The sequence below is a fragment of the Tardiphaga sp. 215_C5_N2_1 genome, assembly GCF_052076055.1.
GTDB lineage: Bacteria > Pseudomonadota > Alphaproteobacteria > Rhizobiales > Xanthobacteraceae > Tardiphaga > Tardiphaga robiniae.
Window position 1 is genome coordinate 5,618,945 of sequence record NZ_CP197240.1, and the last position, 14,055, is coordinate 5,632,999.

Sequence of the window (14,055 nt, forward strand, 5' to 3'; positions counted from 1 at the left end):
GACTCTCATGCGTGATTTCATGGCCGTTGCCCGTTCCGTCGCCGTTGCCGAGCACGGGATGGCCGCAACCTCGCATCCGCTGGCGACGCTGGCTGCAGTGGAGATGCTGAAATCAGGCGGCAATGCCATCGATGCGGCGCTGGCGGCGGTCGCCGTGCAATGCGTGGCCGATCCCGCGATGACTGGTATCGGCGGCGATTGTTTCGCCCTTTATTCGCCAAAAGGCGGCGCGCCGATCGCGCTGAATGGCTCCGGCCGTACGCCGGCCAAGATCGATTCCGAGAAATATGCCGCGTCCGGCGCTCGCGACATTCCCGAGACCTGCGTCGAGACCGTCACCGTGCCCGGCGCCATCGATGCCTGGTGTACGCTCAGCAAGGATCATGGCTCGAAGCCGCTGGCCGACGTGTTTGCCGCAGCCATCGATGCCGCCGAGAACGGCTTCCTCATCACCCCGCGCGTGTCCGCCGACTGGGCCAAATGGCGCCGCAAGCTGGAATTGCATCCCGACGCGACCGCGCAGTACCTGCCGGGCGGCCATGCCCCCGCGGTCGGCGACAAGCGCGTCCAGCCGGCGCTCGCTGCCACGCTGCGCCGGGTCGCACGTGAGGGCCGTAACGGCTTCTATCAGGGCCAGGTGGCCGACGACATTATCACCACGCTGCGTGCCGTTGGCGGCGCGCACGAGGCCGATGATTTCAACGAGCAGCGCTCCGACTATGTGACGCCGATCTCGGCCAATCATCACGGCTATGATGTCGCCGAATGCCCGCCAAACGGCCAGGGACTCGCCGCACTGATGATTCTGCGCATGCTGGCCGGCTACGACATGGCCAATCTGAGCGAGGCCGACCGCATCCATGTTCTCGCCGAGGCGACCAAGGCGGCCTATCGCACCCGCGATGCCTATTTCTGCGATCCGGCCTATGGCCAGGTCGATGTCGAGCGCTTCCTGTCGGACAAGTTCATCGGTGACCTCCGCGCCAAGATCGACATGAAGCACGCTTCGCCGGAAGAGCATTGGGACTCGGTCATCCACAAGGACACCGTCTATCTGACCGTGGTCGACCGCGATCTCAACGCCGTGTCCCTGATCAATTCGCTGTTCGGCCCGTTCGGCAGCGGCATCTATGCAAAGAAGTCCGGCGTGCTGCTGCATCACCGCGGCTGGAGTTTCCGCGCCAAGCCCGGCCATGTGAATTCACTCGGCCCGCGCAAGCGTCCGATGCACACGATCATCCCGGGCATGCTGATGAAAAACGGTCGCGCGGTCATGCCGTTCGGCGTAATGGGTGGCCACTATCAGGCCACCGGCCATGCCCAGTTCATATCCGACGTGATCGACCGCAAGATGGACATCCAGGCCGCTGCCGAGGCGCCGCGCTCGTTCGCGACCAACAACCTGCTGCAGCTTGAAAAGACCATCCCGGAAGCGGTGCGCAACGATCTGGCCGGCCGCGGCCATACGCTGCAGATGATGGATACCGGCATCGGCGGTTGCCAGGCGATCCAGATCGATTACGAGCGCGGCCTGCTGCTCGGCGCCTCGGACCACCGCAAGGACGGTCTCGCACTCGGCTTCTGATCGATCAGGACAAGGCGCGATGGCGAGCTTCAGGTCCCGTCGCGCCATGACTGGTCCGGAGTTCGCCAGTCTTCTACCCGATAAGCTCGAATTCTCTGCATCCAGCGGAAGAGGCTCTGCGCCTGACGGACAAGCGTGCGATTGGTAACTGCCGGTTAACTCAGTTAGATATTGAGCGAGTTCGCCGATGAAAATTTCAGACTTTGGCGGTATCGGGTGCTTCGGGGAGAAGCGACGTGGTCAGATTCTGGAAGTCAATTTTCGTAGGCGTTCCGGACCATGTCCGGATCGAACTCATAGACATGCTCTTCCAGACGCGTGTGCCGCTCTCGATCGCCGGCTTCACACTGGCCATTGTCTCGTGTCACGTCGCCATTAGTTCTGCGAATCCATGGTTCTACGGGTTGAGTGCAGCCGGAGTGATCGTCACGATCTTCCGCGTGGCCACCGAAGGCGTCTATCATCGCAGTAAGGGTCAACGCAGCTTCACAATCGCCGCGGCCGAGCGATGGGAGCGGCTTTACGCGTGGAGCAGCTACGTCTTCGCAGGGCTGATCGGAATACTCGGCGCAGCAACCTTCTGGGCGAAGAATCCGGCTCATCAACTCCTGGCGACCGCGTTGGTGTTCGGCTATGCGGCCGGCATCGTCTGTCGGATTTCCGTCCGGCCGGGGATCGCATTGCCTGCCTTGATGCTGGTCGCCTTGCCGACGGCGTTCGCGGCGCTCGCCCGCGTCGATAGCAATCTGGCTTTCTATGCGGTGATCCTGATCGCGTTCCTGCTCGGCAGCTTCGAGACCGTGCGTTTCATCTATCGGCAGAATATCGAGCAGATCTCGCTCAAGCACGAATTCTCGACCCTCGCGCGGCACGATGCGCTGACGGGCCTGGCCAATCGGCTTGGCTTTCAGGAGCGCCTCGCGATCATCGCCGCGCGCGCCAGGGCGGTGGGCTGTCTCATTGCCGTTCACAGCGTCGACCTCGATCGGTTCAAGGAGGTCAACGACGTGCATGGCCATCCCGTAGGCGATGCGCTGCTGCAGGCGGTCGCGAGCCGGCTCAGCGGAATTTTGCGCGACGGCGACTTCGCGGTGCGCATGGGCGGTGACGAATTCGTTGTGGTGCAATCCGTCGTCGGCAATCGCGAGGAGGCAATGTTGCTGGGCCGCCGCATCATTCGGACGCTCTCGGAGCCGTTCGTCATCGATGGCCTGGAACTGACCGTTGGCGCCAGCGTCGGTATAGCCATCGGCCGCGAGGGTGACGACCCCTGCGATCTTACGCCTGCCGCGGACCGGGCGCTTTACGCCTCGAAAGCCAGCGGTCGAAACCGTGTGACGTTTGCCAAGCCGGTGGATGCCGAGACAATCGCGCGGGCAGGCTAGCGTCCACGCAATGAGCGTGGGCTGAGCCGCGCCAGATAAGATTTTCTGCAGATCGGAAAAGCTGACAGCGCATCGACGGGATCCGCGCTAGCGGGTTGACATGCGCTAGAAGTGTAATGTTATAACGTTACATACGAGAAGAGCCCAATGTCCCGCACCCTCAAAAGACTGTTCGATCTCGATGCAAAAACTCCCCGTCACAGTCTTGTCCGGCTTCCTCGGGGCTGGAAAGACAACTTTGCTGAACCATGTGCTGAACAACCGTCACGGCCTGAAGGTGGCGGTGATTGTGAACGACATGAGCGAGGTGAACATCGATGCGGCCCTGGTTCGCGATGGCGGTGCCAACCTGTCGCGGACGGATGAGAAGCTGGTCGAGATGACCAATGGTTGCATCTGCTGCACGCTGCGCGACGATCTGCTCAAGGAAGTGCGGGCGCTCGCCGAAAGCCGGCGGTTCGATTACCTGCTGATCGAATCCACCGGAATTGCAGAGCCGCTGCCGGTGGCCGCGACTTTCGATTTCCGCGACGAGAACGGCGACAGCCTGTCGGACGTGGCACAGCTCGACACCATGGTGACGGTGGTCGATGCGGTGAACCTGTTGAAGGACTATTCCTCCACCGACTTCCTGCAGGACCGCGGCGAGGCCCTCGACGGTGACAAGCGGACGCTGGTGGATCTGCTGGTGGAGCAGATCGAATTCGCGGATGTCGTGGTGCTCAACAAGGTCAATGACGCCACGCTTGAGCAATGCAACAGCGCGCGCAAGATCATCTGTGCGCTCAATCCCGATGCCGATATCATCGAGGCAAACTTTGCCGATGTGCCGTTCGACCGCGTGCTCGATACCGGCCGTTTTGATTTTGAAAAGGCGCAGCAGCATCCGCTCTGGCACAAGGAGCTCTATGGTTTTGCCGACCACGTGCCCGAGACCGAAGAATATGGCGTGACGAACTTCGTCTATCGCGCGCGACGGCCGTTCGATCCCATGAAGTTTCAGGCCTTCCTGCGCGAGAGCTGGGCCGGCGTGATCCGCAGCAAGGGGCATTTCTGGCTGGCGACGCGGCCGCAATGGGTCGGGGAGCTCAGCCAGGCCGGTGCCATCGTGCGCACCGAGGGCATGGGATTCTGGTGGGCCAATGTCCCCGTCGATCGCTGGCCGGACGATCCTTATTGGCGGCAGTCGCTGAAGAAGAACTGGAACGAGATCTATGGCGACCGGCGACAGGAGATCGTCTTCATCGGTTCCGACATGGATGAAAGCGATATCCGTCGTCGGCTCGATGCCTGTCTCGTGCCTGGCAAGCCCGGCATGGATATCGCCGGTTGGGCCAAGCTCGCCGATCCGTTTCCGGCCTGGAAACGGGCCGACGAGATGGCATCCTCGTGACGCGTCAAGTCGCCGTCAGCGGCGCGTGACGCAGCACCTGGAAGCGCGACGTCGCAGATGTCTGGTGGAACAGGCCGATGCGGTCGATCCGCAGTGAGGTGAGATCAAGTGTCGCGAACCGCTGCTGCAGCATCGCCAGTACCGCGGCGCTGCGCTCGGGTGCAAGCCGTCCGGTCAGCGTCATGTGAAAGCGGAAGTCGTCGCGCACATAGGGATAGCCGAAACGATCCAGCTGCTCGACCTGCCGCGGCGTCAGGTTCTCCGGTTTGCGGCGCGCGCGATCGTTGGGCGTCATCGGTGCGCGGAACACCTCGAATCCCTCAACGCAGGCCTGAGCCAGTGTGGAAAGTTCAGCAGAGGGGGCATCCGGCACCACAGCCGTGAAGCCGCTGATGATACGAACCACAGGCGAGATTTCCGGGATGGCGCGGGGCATTCGCGCGAAGTCATCGAAGGCTGCGATCAGGTCGGCTTCGGTGGCTTCCGCCGCCAGCGAAAATGGTGCCTTCAGCGTGGCGTGAAAGCCGTATTTGCGCGGATCCTTGATGACAGCCGGCCAGTCCGGCGCCTGCATGATGAGGTCGCCGGGAACCAGCACGTCATTGCCGGTGAAGGGATCGTAGCCGAGGATTTTAGCGCCGAAGCGGGAGAGGGCGCTGTCGGCATCGGGGGCGTAATAGATCGCGTAACGCGGGAATTCACTCATGGCCGCACCATAAAGCCGCGTTACGCCGCGGCAATAGCTTTGCGTTGCATGGCACGCGCCGGCTGCAGGCGCGTGGCATCGGTGAGATGCACGAGCTTGCCCTGTGCGATCACGGCGACGATGCGGGGACGCATTGCGATGCTGTCATCGACGAGCAGCAAATCAGCGCGGCGCCCGCCCGCGATCTCGCCGCGGTCGGTGAGCCCGGCAGCCTTGGCCGGTGCGGACGAGATCAGCGTCCAGGCCTGCGGCAGCGACAGAATGCCATCATGGAGCAGCCGGAACGCGGCCAGCAATTGCGCGGGATAGTAATAGTCCGACGCCAGCACCGAGCAGAGGCCCTTGGCGATCATGTCGGACGCCTTGGTCCAGCCGGTATGGCTGCCGCCGCGCACCACATTGGGCGCGCCGAATACGATGAAGTCGCCAGCATCGGCGGCGGCTTGTGCGGTTTCCACGTTGATCGGGAATTCGGCGATATTGACGCCGAGCTTGCGGAAGTCGTCGCGCATCGCAGGGGTTGCGTCATCATGCGAGAGCGTCGGCACGCCGGCAGCGTTCGCCGCTTTGGCGAGGCGGGCAATCGAGGCAGGCACTTCATCGGTGCGCGACAGCACGCGATCGACCAGCTGGTCGAAGGCATCGCTGCTGAGCCCGGTACGTTCGACCATCCGCGCGCGCTTTGCCGGCTTTGAGATGCCGGCGATGTCCATATGATCGTTGAAGGCGAGCAGATCGATGCGGCCGGCCTGCAGCCAGCCGACGATCTCATCTTCGGCGTCGAGATTGAACGTCTCCTGCCGCAGATGGAAGCGCGTGTCGGAGGCGAGCTTCGGCCGCAGCGTCTCGATGGCATCCAGCAGCTTGCGGGCGTTCTCCGCGCCGCGCAGGCCCGGCTCCCAGGACCACGTGGTGCCGTGAAACACTGTGGTGATGCCATTGGCGATGGCCTGCCGGTCGCTGTCGATCAAGGCGACATCGACCGGGAAGTCGACGCCGGGGCGCGGCATCAACTGCCGCTCGAAGGCGTCGCCATGCAGGTCGACGATTCCCGGCAGCACCAGCAGATCGGAGGCATCGAGGCCGAGCACGCCATGGGGCGCATCCGATCCGATGTCCGCAATCACGCCATCCCCAATCTGCATCGAGGTCTCGGCGATGTCCTGGCCGAGCAAAGTGCGTCCGCCGTCGATGAAGATATCCGTCATGTCACTGCCATCTGCCTGGGCGCCTTCACGCCTTTATACTTGCTCAAGAAATCCTCGACTGGGAGCTTGCGGAAATCCGGCAGTGCCTGTCGTAGCATCTCGTGCTCCCAGTCCCACCAGGCGAGCTCCATCAGCCCATCTTCCACAGTTTCGGAAAACCGCCGCCGCACCGGCCGCGCCGGATTGCCGGCAACGATCGTATAGGGGGGGACGTCCTTGGTCACGATGGCGCCGGCGGCGATCACAGAACCAGTGCCAATCTTGCGGCCGGGCAGCACGATGGCGCCATGACCGAGCCAGACGTCATGGCCGATGGTGCAGTGATGCGCGCGGCGCCAGGCGAAGAAGTCGGCGTCGTCGCTCTCGCCGGGGAAATAGGCGCTGGCGCGATAGGTGAAGTGGGCTTGCGTCGCCCGGTGCATCGGGTGATTGCCGGGATTGATCCGCGTCATCGCCGCAATCGAGCAGAACTTTCCGATCGTCGTGTAGGTGATCTGGCCGTCATTCACGACATATGAATAGTCGCCCATCGTCACTTCATTGAGGATCGTGCGCGCGCCGACTTCGGTATAGGCGCCGAGCTCGGTATCGACGAGTTTCGCGGTGGGATCGACCGCTGGCGTGAGCGAGAGTTGTTTTCCGGCCATGTGACGCTCGTGCGACGGAAGAGGAATCGGTGGGTGATATATTAGAGTGTGCGCTGGCGCGCGGGCACCTCTTCGGTCGGTTTCGTGACGGCGTCGTGACGTTCACATGAATTCGGGCGTCCTTTTCCCGCAACGACGATAACCCGTATGCGCAGGGCACATGTCACATCATTGTTAAACGCGGGCGTTACCGGTGGCGATGTCTATTGTCATTGGAGTGGCTCATGCTGGTGGTGGATAAGCTGACGTGCCGTTTCGGCGCCAAGGCTGCCGTCGATAACGCGTCGTTCGAGATCAAGCCCGGCGCATTCGTCGGCGTGATCGGTCGTTCCGGTGCCGGCAAGTCGACCATGCTGCGCATGATCAATCGCCTGTGCGAGCCGACCGAAGGCCGTATCGTATTTGATGGCACCGATGTTACCGCACTCAAGGGCCGCGATCTGCGCAAGTGGCGCGCGCGCTCGGCGATGATCTTCCAGCAGTTCAATCTCGTCGGCCGTCTCGACGTGCTGACCAATGTGCTGATGGGCCGTCTGGCCGAGATGCCGCAGTGGCGCTCGCTGACCCAGATGTGGCCTGAGGACGACCGTGCGCTGGCGATGTCGGCGCTGGAACAGTTCGACATGGCGCAATATGCCTCGCAGCGCGCCGATCAGCTCTCCGGCGGTCAGCAACAACGCGTCGCCATCGCTCGCGCCTTGGTGCAGCAGCCCGACATTATCCTCGCCGATGAGCCGATCGCCTCGCTCGATCCGCGCAACACCCGCATCGTCATGGATGCATTGCTGCGTATCAACAAGCACTTCGGCATTACCGTGATGTGCAACCTGCATTCGCTCGATCTGGCGCGCACCTATTGCGATCGCCTGATCGGCATGTCCGCTGGCCGCGTCGTGTTCGATGGCGCGCCTTCCGCGCTCACCGAACATATCGCCCGCGAACTCTACGATCTCGAAGCCGACGAGGTGATGGGATCGGCGCATATGCCGACGCCCGCCCGCGTTCCCGAATACGGCGTTGCCGCCGTCGCGTGATCGCCGTGCGTTGAAAGTATCGCGGTGACGTCATCGTAACGATGGCATCGCCGCGATAGACGCGCCTTCTACCAAGAAAAAACGTTTCACCTCAGATCAAAACAGGGACTGTCATGATCAACCGTCGCTCCATTCTGCTCAGCGCCGCGGCGCTGGCTTTCGCCGCCACCTCGGCCTCGGCCCAGGATTACAAGGCCAAGTATCCGGAACTGACCTTCGCCATCATCCCGGCGGAAAACGCCTCGGGCGTCACCGAGCGCTGGGCGCCCTTCGTCGCCTATCTGTCGAAAGAACTCGGCGTGAAGGTCAATTTGCGCATCGCCAATGACTACGCAGCCGTCATCGAAGGCCAGCGCTCCGGCAACATCCACATCGCCAGCTATGGTTCGGCCTCGTTCGCGCGCGCCCGCCTCACCGGCGTGAAGACCGATGCCTTTGCCAACGACATCAACATCGATGGCTCGACGGGCTATTACTCGGTGTTCTTCGTCAAGGCGAACAGCGCTTACAAGACCATCGATAATCTGAAGGGCAAGAACCTCGGTCTGGTCGATCCGAATTCGACCTCCGGCAACAACGTGCCGCGCTTCGAGCTGGACAAGATGGGCATCTCCGATGCCGACACCTATTTCAGCAAGGTCGTGTTCACCGGCAGCCACGAAAATGCGCTACTGGCGCTGTCGCAGGGCACCGTCGATGTCGCCGCCAACCAGTGGACCAACGACAACGACTCGACGCTGCAGCAGATGCTGACCAAGGGCATGCTGAAGAATGCCGACGGCACGCCGATGAAGAAGGAAGACTTCCGCATCATCCACAAGTCGGCCCCGATCATCAACGGCCCCTATGCCTATAGCTCCGACCTGCCGGAAGAGCTGAAGGTCGCCATCGCCAAGGCCTTCGTCGATGCACCGACCAAGGACAAGGCGGCTTTTGATCGCCTGTCGGACGGCCAGAAGAAGGGCTTCCACGCCGCGACCACCAAGGATTGGGACGCGACCATCGACCTGATCAAGTTCGTGGACGCGCTTCGCAAGAAGAAGGCGTCCTGATCGCCAGACGATTGAAGGGAGCCGGATCAGAAATGGTCCGGCTCCTTTTCTGTGTTTGATCCCAGATAGGCCCGCACATCATGTCCGCCGCCGTTTCCATTCTTCCGGCTCCGCAGCTCGCTGCGCTGAACGACGCCTATCGCAAGGCGGTGGCACGCCGGCGGTTGCGCACGCTGTTCGTTGTGGTGGCTTGCTTTGCAGCGCTGTTCGTCGCGGCGCTGGGCGCCGAGGTTAATCTCAGGACCTTCATCGAGAAGATCGGCAACTTCGGCAGCTATTTCGATCGCATCTTCACGCTCGAAGCCGGCACCCGGGTCTGGACAGATGTCAATGAATGGTTCTGGGGTTGGAAGAAGTGGCTGTCGCTGCTCGGCGAGACCGTGCTGATTAGCTATGTCGGTACGCTGATCGGCGCCGTGCTGGCCTTCGGGCTGAATTTTCTCGCGGCCGAGAACACTGCGCCCTCAGTGCCGCTGCGCTTTGCCGTGCGCCGCTTCATGGAATTCTGCCGGACCGTGCCGGATATCGTGTTCGCGCTGATCTTCGTCATCGCCTTTGGCCTCGGCCCGATGGCCGGCGTGTTGGCCATTGCGATCCACTGCGTTGGGGCGCTCGGCAAGCTCTATGGCGAGATCGTCGAGAATATCGACATGAAGCCGGTGGAAGGCATTCGCTCGACCGGAGCGGGCTGGATCGACTGCATGCGCTTTGCGGTGCTGCCGCAGGTCGCGGCCGGATTTGCGAGCTACACGCTGCTGCGCTTCGAGATCAATGTGCGTGGTGCCTCCGTGATGGGCTTCGTCGGCGCCGGCGGCATCGGCCAGGAACTCGTCGTTGCTGTCAGAAAGTTCTACTATTCCGACGTCAGTGCGATCCTGCTGATGATCATCGTCACGGTCTTCGTCATCGACATCGGCACCGGTTGGCTGCGCGGCCGTCTGTTCGGCAAGGAAGCCAGATCATGAGCAGGCAGCCTGACATCAATACCCCCGCATTGCGCGGGCGCTATCCTGATGTCTTCAACCGCCCGATGGCCTCGCGGGCTGGCGTGCCCACGATCCTGGTCGCGGCGCTGGCATTGTTCATCTTTGGGCTCAATGAACTCGATTTCTCGCCGGCGCGGATGTGGACCGGCCTGCGCGAACTCGGCTGGATCACCATGATGATGATCCCGCCGGATCCCGGCTCGTCGCTGCCTGCCTATTTGCACGCGATGGGCGAGACGCTGTCGATCGCGCTGCTTGGCACCACCCTTGCTGCAGTGTTCGCGCTGCCGGTCAGTCTGCTCGCGGCACGCAACGTCATTCCATCGGCGTGGCTACGCTTTCCGGTCAGGCGGTTTCTGGATTCGATCCGCGGCGTCGATACGCTGATCTGGGCACTGGTCTGGATCAATGTCGTCGGTCTCGGCCCGTTTGCCGGCGTGCTGGCGATCGCGATTTCGGATTTCGGCGCGTTCGGCAAATTGTTCTCGGAAGCTATCGAAGCCGCCGACAAGAAGCAGGTCGAGGGCATCCGCGCTTCCGGCGGCAGCGCGATGCACGAGATTCGTTTCGGCCTGATGCCGCAGGTTCTGCCCGTTATCGCTGGGCAGGTGCTGTATTTCATCGAGTCCAACACCCGCTCCGCCACCATTATCGGCATTGTCGGCGCAGGTGGTATCGGTCTTCAGCTCGCCGAGCAGATCCGCGTGCTGGAATGGCAGAAGGTCTCGTTTCTGATCCTGATGATCCTGGTCGCGGTGGCGGCAATCGACTGGATCTCCAGCCGACTGCGCTTTGCCATCATCGGCCGCCGCGCGGTGGCGTAATCACGCCGCCGCCTTGTGGCGTTCCTGTTCGGCCTTGAACAGTTCGAACTCTTCCGTCACCGCGCGCACGATGCTCGGGCGTTCGCGCAGGCGCTTGTGATAGGCCTTGATCGCCGGCCAGTTGTTCAGATCGATCTCCGGCAACACCATCGTCCAGTTCAGCACAGTGACAAGATAGGCGTCGGCGACGCTGAACCTGTCGAGCAGGAAGTCGCGTCCGGTGAGATGGTTTTCGAGATAGGTCAGCCGCGACAACCCGCTTTGTAGTGCATAGGCCTTCATCTCCGGGGGGGCCTTCTTGGCCAGCAGCGGGACGAACAGCCCCTTGTGCAGTTCCGTGCCGATGAAGCAGAGCCACTGCTGCAGCCGGCTGCGGTCGATGCCCGAACCCGCGGCGATGGGGGAGTGTGGAAACCAGTCGGCGACATGCTGCAGGATCGCGGCATTCTCGGTGAGGATGACGCCATCGTCGGTGCGCAGTGTCGGCACCAGGCCGAGCGGATTCACGTCGCGGAAATCCGAACCGTCGTTGCGCACTTCCTTGTTCAGTGGATCGACCTCGAAGAACCGGGCATCGGCGCTGGCTTCGGCCTCATACAGCGCGATGCGGGTGGCCATCGAACAGGCCATCGGGGAGAAATACAGATCCATGGAAGCCTCCTTGAGATGGCGGACTGTTACGACCTGTCCGCCGGTTGATTTTCGTACCGTCTCGCATAATATAAATCTGGTCAAGGAATTTAATGCGAAATGGTACAAAAAAAGAAAAAGCCCGTCGTCGTGGCGAAGCCGGAGGTGGCCACTGAGCCGAAGCGCCGCGGCCGGCCACGCGCCTATGAGCCCGATGTGGCGATCGGGCAGGCGCTGGCGCTGTTTCGCAAAGGCGGTTATGCGGCGACGTCGCTCGACGATCTCAGCGAAGTGACCGGCATGAACCGGCCGTCGCTCTACGGCGCCTTCGGCGACAAGCGCGCGCTCTATATCAAGAGCTACCAGCGCTATCGCGACGACTACACCGTCCGGGTTATCGCGATCTTCAAGGCCGATATCGACATCCGGGAGCGGCTGCGCCGGTTCTTCGATGCGGCACTCGACATCTACACCACAGGCGATACCGCGCCGCGCGGCTGTTTTGCTGTCATGACGGTGGCGTCCGACGCTATCGCCGATCCGGAGATCGGCGCGATGATGCGCGAAAATTTTGTCGAGCTCGATGACGCCTTTGGCTGGTGTTTCAAGACCGCCGTCGCGCGCGGCGAATTGCCGGAGACGATCGATGTTCCCACGCTGTCGCAGATGGCGTCTGCGATACTGAATATGCTCTCGATCCGGTCCCGTGCCGGTGTTCCGCGCGCAGAGCTGGAGGCGTTCCTGCAGAAGGCGGTCGGCCTGTTATGCCGGTCCTCCGCATGACGTGTTTCACGTCGCCGCGCTCCCAACAATAATTTCCGCTAACCTGTCGGGATCGCACGATGTCGACCGTCTTTCATCCAAGGAGACCCCATGCTTTACGCCATCCTCTGCTACCATGATGAAGCCGTTGTCGGCGGCTGGTCGAAGGACGAAGACGACGCCGTGATGGCGAAGCTTGCCGTTGTGCACGGCAAGCTCGCGCAGCAGGGCCGGCTCGGTCCCGTGGCGCGACTGCTGCCGACCACCGCGGCGACAACGTTGCGCAAGGACGAGCCGCCGGTGGTGCTGGACGGCCCCTTCGCTGAAACCAAGGAACAGTTGCTCGGCTTCTATGTGGTCGAGGCAGAAAATCTCGACGGCGCGCTGGAGATTGCCGGGGAACTCGGCCGCGCCAATCCCGGCGGCGCCTATGAAATTCGCCCGATCGGCGTCTTCCACGGAGCGTTCCAGCCATGACCGATGTCGCCTGGATCGATGCGGCGCTGACCTCGGCGCGTCCCCAGGCGCTTGGCGCGCTGCTGCGCTATTTCCGCAACCTTGATACCGCGGAAGAGGCGTTCCAGAACGCCTGCCTGCGCGCGCTGAAGACTTGGCCGCAAAATGGCCCGCCGCGCGATGCCGCGGCCTGGCTGATCATGGTCGGTCGCAACGTCGCTATCGACGATATCCGCCGCGGCGCGAAGCAGCAGCCGCTGCCGGAGGACGACCACGCGATATCCGATCTGGACGATGCCGAGAGCGAACTCGCCGAGCGTCTCGATGGCTCGCATTATCGCGACGACATTCTGCGGCTGTTGTTCATCTGCTGCCATCCGCAACTCCCGGCGACGCAGCAGATTGCGCTGGCACTGCGGATCGTCTCGGGCCTGACGGTGAAGCAGATCGCCCGCGCGTTCCTCGTCTCGGATGCCGCGATGGAACAGCGCATCACCCGCGCCAAATCTGCCGTCGCCAAGGCCAATGTGCCGTTCGAGACGCCGGGCGCGCCGGAGCGCAGCGAGCGTCTCGCGGCCGTGGCCGCCATGCTCTATCTGATCTTCAACGAGGGTTATTCGGCGTCAGGCGAGAGCATCGATCTGCGCGCGCCATTATGCGAGGAGGCGATCCGTCTGGGCCGGCTGCTGCTCAAGCTGTTTCCGGCCGAACCGGAGATCATGGGCCTCGCAGCGCTCATGCTGCTGCAATATGCCCGCTCGGCGGCGCGCTTCGATGCCAATGGTGCGCTGGTGCTGCTCGACGATCAGGACCGCACGCTGTGGAACAGCAAGATGATCGCCGAAGGCCTGGCGTTGATCGACAAGGCGATGCGCCATCGCCGCACCGGCGCCTACCAGATCCAGGCGGCCATTGCCGCGTTGCATGCCCGCGCGGCCAAGCCGGAACACACCGACTGGGCACAGATCGACTTGCTTTATGGCTCGCTGGAAATCCTGCAGCCGTCGCCGGTGATCACGCTCAACCGCTCGGTGGCGGTTTCGAAAGTGCGCGGTCCCGAAGCCGCGCTGGAGATGATCGCGCCGCTGGCCGCGAAACTTTCAAATTACTTCCACTTTTTCGGCGTGCAAGGCGCCTATCTGATGCAACTCGGCCGCAACGATGAAGCGCGAGAAAGCTTCAACCGCGCCATCGCGCTGGCCAATACGTCGGCGGAGGCCGATCACATCCGGATGCATCTCGATCGGCTGATGCTGGAGAGCAAGCCGCCGAACAGTAGCCGCAAACGAAAGACGGGCGAGACGCTTTCTGCTCCCTCCCCCCTTGCGGGGGAGGGCCGGGGAGGGGGGTAACTACAAGCGATGGCGTGTGTGGCGCCCCCTCCCGG

14 protein-coding genes are annotated in these 14,055 nt (G+C 62.5%); 10 read left to right on the forward strand and 4 right to left on the reverse strand.

Annotated features, from left to right (window positions below; all coding sequences use genetic code 11):
- The first annotated feature begins 7 nt into the window (after positions 1-7).
- The 3 genes from AB7828_RS26670 (at position 8) to zigA (ending at position 4,363) form a co-directional block, all read left to right on the forward strand.
- Entirely contained in the window at positions 8-1,585 is a 1,578-nt protein-coding gene (locus AB7828_RS26670; protein ID WP_441231627.1) for a gamma-glutamyltransferase family protein, read from the forward strand.
- 236 nt (positions 1,586-1,821) lie between these two features.
- Complete coding sequence (locus AB7828_RS26675; RefSeq protein ID WP_441231628.1) at positions 1,822-2,970, forward strand: diguanylate cyclase domain-containing protein; 1,149 nt, start codon at positions 1,822-1,824, stop codon at positions 2,968-2,970.
- A gap of 181 nt (positions 2,971-3,151) precedes the next feature.
- The gene (gene zigA / locus AB7828_RS26680) at positions 3,152-4,363 is read left to right on the forward strand and encodes a zinc metallochaperone GTPase ZigA (RefSeq protein ID WP_089262025.1); all 1,212 of its coding nucleotides are present in this window, start codon (positions 3,152-3,154) and stop codon (positions 4,361-4,363) included.
- 4 nt (positions 4,364-4,367) lie between these two features.
- On the opposite strand, the gene AB7828_RS26685 is transcribed toward zigA, so the two are convergent.
- From AB7828_RS26685 to AB7828_RS26695, 3 genes are read right to left on the reverse strand one after another with little or no spacing between them, the layout of a single operon-like run.
- Positions 4,368-5,069: a DUF1045 domain-containing protein gene (locus AB7828_RS26685; RefSeq protein WP_089263606.1), complete on the reverse strand. Its 702-nt coding sequence runs from the start codon at positions 5,067-5,069 to the stop codon at positions 4,368-4,370.
- A 20-nt stretch (positions 5,070-5,089) separates the two neighbouring features.
- Positions 5,090-6,277 (reverse strand): alpha-D-ribose 1-methylphosphonate 5-triphosphate diphosphatase, encoded by a 1,188-nt coding sequence (locus tag AB7828_RS26690; protein ID WP_309947470.1) that lies wholly within the window; start codon positions 6,275-6,277, stop codon positions 5,090-5,092.
- Positions 6,274-6,924: a chloramphenicol acetyltransferase gene (locus AB7828_RS26695; RefSeq protein WP_309947469.1), complete on the reverse strand. Its 651-nt coding sequence runs from the start codon at positions 6,922-6,924 to the stop codon at positions 6,274-6,276. The genes AB7828_RS26690 and AB7828_RS26695 overlap by 4 nt, the downstream gene beginning before the upstream one ends.
- 224 nt (positions 6,925-7,148) lie before the next feature.
- Between AB7828_RS26695 and phnC the strand changes: the two genes are divergently transcribed.
- From phnC to phnE (AB7828_RS26715), 4 genes are all read left to right on the forward strand, one after another.
- Positions 7,149-7,958 carry a phosphonate ABC transporter ATP-binding protein gene (gene phnC / locus AB7828_RS26700; protein WP_120288521.1) on the forward strand — a complete coding sequence of 270 codons (810 nt, stop codon included), beginning with the start codon at positions 7,149-7,151 and terminating at the stop codon, positions 7,956-7,958.
- A 113-nt stretch (positions 7,959-8,071) separates the two neighbouring features.
- The gene (gene phnD / locus AB7828_RS26705; RefSeq protein ID WP_093759422.1) at positions 8,072-9,010 is read left to right on the forward strand and encodes a phosphonate ABC transporter substrate-binding protein; all 939 of its coding nucleotides are present in this window, start codon (positions 8,072-8,074) and stop codon (positions 9,008-9,010) included.
- An 80-nt stretch (positions 9,011-9,090) separates the two neighbouring features.
- Entirely contained in the window at positions 9,091-9,975 is an 885-nt protein-coding gene (gene phnE, locus AB7828_RS26710) for a phosphonate ABC transporter, permease protein PhnE (protein ID WP_441231629.1), read from the forward strand.
- Positions 9,972-10,820, forward strand: coding sequence for a phosphonate ABC transporter, permease protein PhnE (gene phnE, locus AB7828_RS26715; RefSeq protein ID WP_441231630.1), 849 nt, complete (start codon positions 9,972-9,974; stop codon positions 10,818-10,820). Before phnE (AB7828_RS26710) ends, phnE (AB7828_RS26715) begins: the two co-directional genes overlap by 4 nt.
- Here the strand turns inward: phnE (AB7828_RS26715) and AB7828_RS26720 are convergent, their stop codons facing one another.
- Positions 10,821-11,471: a glutathione binding-like protein gene (locus AB7828_RS26720; RefSeq protein ID WP_441231631.1), complete on the reverse strand. Its 651-nt coding sequence runs from the start codon at positions 11,469-11,471 to the stop codon at positions 10,821-10,823.
- Between the two features lie 99 nt (positions 11,472-11,570).
- Here AB7828_RS26720 and AB7828_RS26725 point away from each other — a divergent pair, with 99 nt between their 5' ends.
- From AB7828_RS26725 to AB7828_RS26735, 3 genes are all read left to right on the forward strand, one after another.
- Positions 11,571-12,233: a TetR/AcrR family transcriptional regulator gene (locus AB7828_RS26725; RefSeq protein ID WP_309947460.1), complete on the forward strand. Its 663-nt coding sequence runs from the start codon at positions 11,571-11,573 to the stop codon at positions 12,231-12,233.
- A 90-nt stretch (positions 12,234-12,323) separates the two neighbouring features.
- On the forward strand, positions 12,324-12,689 hold the full coding sequence (locus AB7828_RS26730) for a YciI family protein (protein ID WP_315840736.1): 366 nt from the start codon (positions 12,324-12,326) through the stop codon (positions 12,687-12,689).
- Entirely contained in the window at positions 12,686-14,020 is a 1,335-nt protein-coding gene (locus tag AB7828_RS26735; protein ID WP_309947458.1) for an RNA polymerase sigma factor, read from the forward strand. The genes AB7828_RS26730 and AB7828_RS26735 overlap by 4 nt, the downstream gene beginning before the upstream one ends.
- The last annotated feature ends 35 nt before the right edge of the window (positions 14,021-14,055 follow it).

Bases quoted from the DNA above. Each gene is read 5' to 3' on its own strand.
- AB7828_RS26670 (WP_441231627.1), top strand. From the start codon at position 8: ATGCGTGATTTCATGGCCGTTGCCCGTTCCGTCGCCGTTGCCGAGCAC.
- zigA (WP_089262025.1), top strand. From the start codon at position 3,152: ATGCAAAAACTCCCCGTCACAGTCTTGTCCGGCTTCCTCGGGGCTGGA.
- AB7828_RS26685 (WP_089263606.1), bottom strand. From the start codon at position 5,069: ATGAGTGAATTCCCGCGTTACGCGATCTATTACGCCCCCGATGCCGAC.
- AB7828_RS26690 (WP_309947470.1), bottom strand. From the start codon at position 6,277: ATGACGGATATCTTCATCGACGGCGGACGCACTTTGCTCGGCCAGGAC.
- AB7828_RS26695 (WP_309947469.1), bottom strand. From the start codon at position 6,924: ATGGCCGGAAAACAACTCTCGCTCACGCCAGCGGTCGATCCCACCGCG.
- phnC (WP_120288521.1), top strand. From the start codon at position 7,149: ATGCTGGTGGTGGATAAGCTGACGTGCCGTTTCGGCGCCAAGGCTGCC.
- phnD (WP_093759422.1), top strand. From the start codon at position 8,072: ATGATCAACCGTCGCTCCATTCTGCTCAGCGCCGCGGCGCTGGCTTTC.
- phnE (WP_441231629.1), top strand. From the start codon at position 9,091: ATGTCCGCCGCCGTTTCCATTCTTCCGGCTCCGCAGCTCGCTGCGCTG.
- phnE (WP_441231630.1), top strand. From the start codon at position 9,972: ATGAGCAGGCAGCCTGACATCAATACCCCCGCATTGCGCGGGCGCTAT.
- AB7828_RS26720 (WP_441231631.1), bottom strand. From the start codon at position 11,471: ATGGATCTGTATTTCTCCCCGATGGCCTGTTCGATGGCCACCCGCATC.
- AB7828_RS26725 (WP_309947460.1), top strand. From the start codon at position 11,571: ATGGTACAAAAAAAGAAAAAGCCCGTCGTCGTGGCGAAGCCGGAGGTG.
- AB7828_RS26730 (WP_315840736.1), top strand. From the start codon at position 12,324: ATGCTTTACGCCATCCTCTGCTACCATGATGAAGCCGTTGTCGGCGGC.
- AB7828_RS26735 (WP_309947458.1), top strand. From the start codon at position 12,686: ATGACCGATGTCGCCTGGATCGATGCGGCGCTGACCTCGGCGCGTCCC.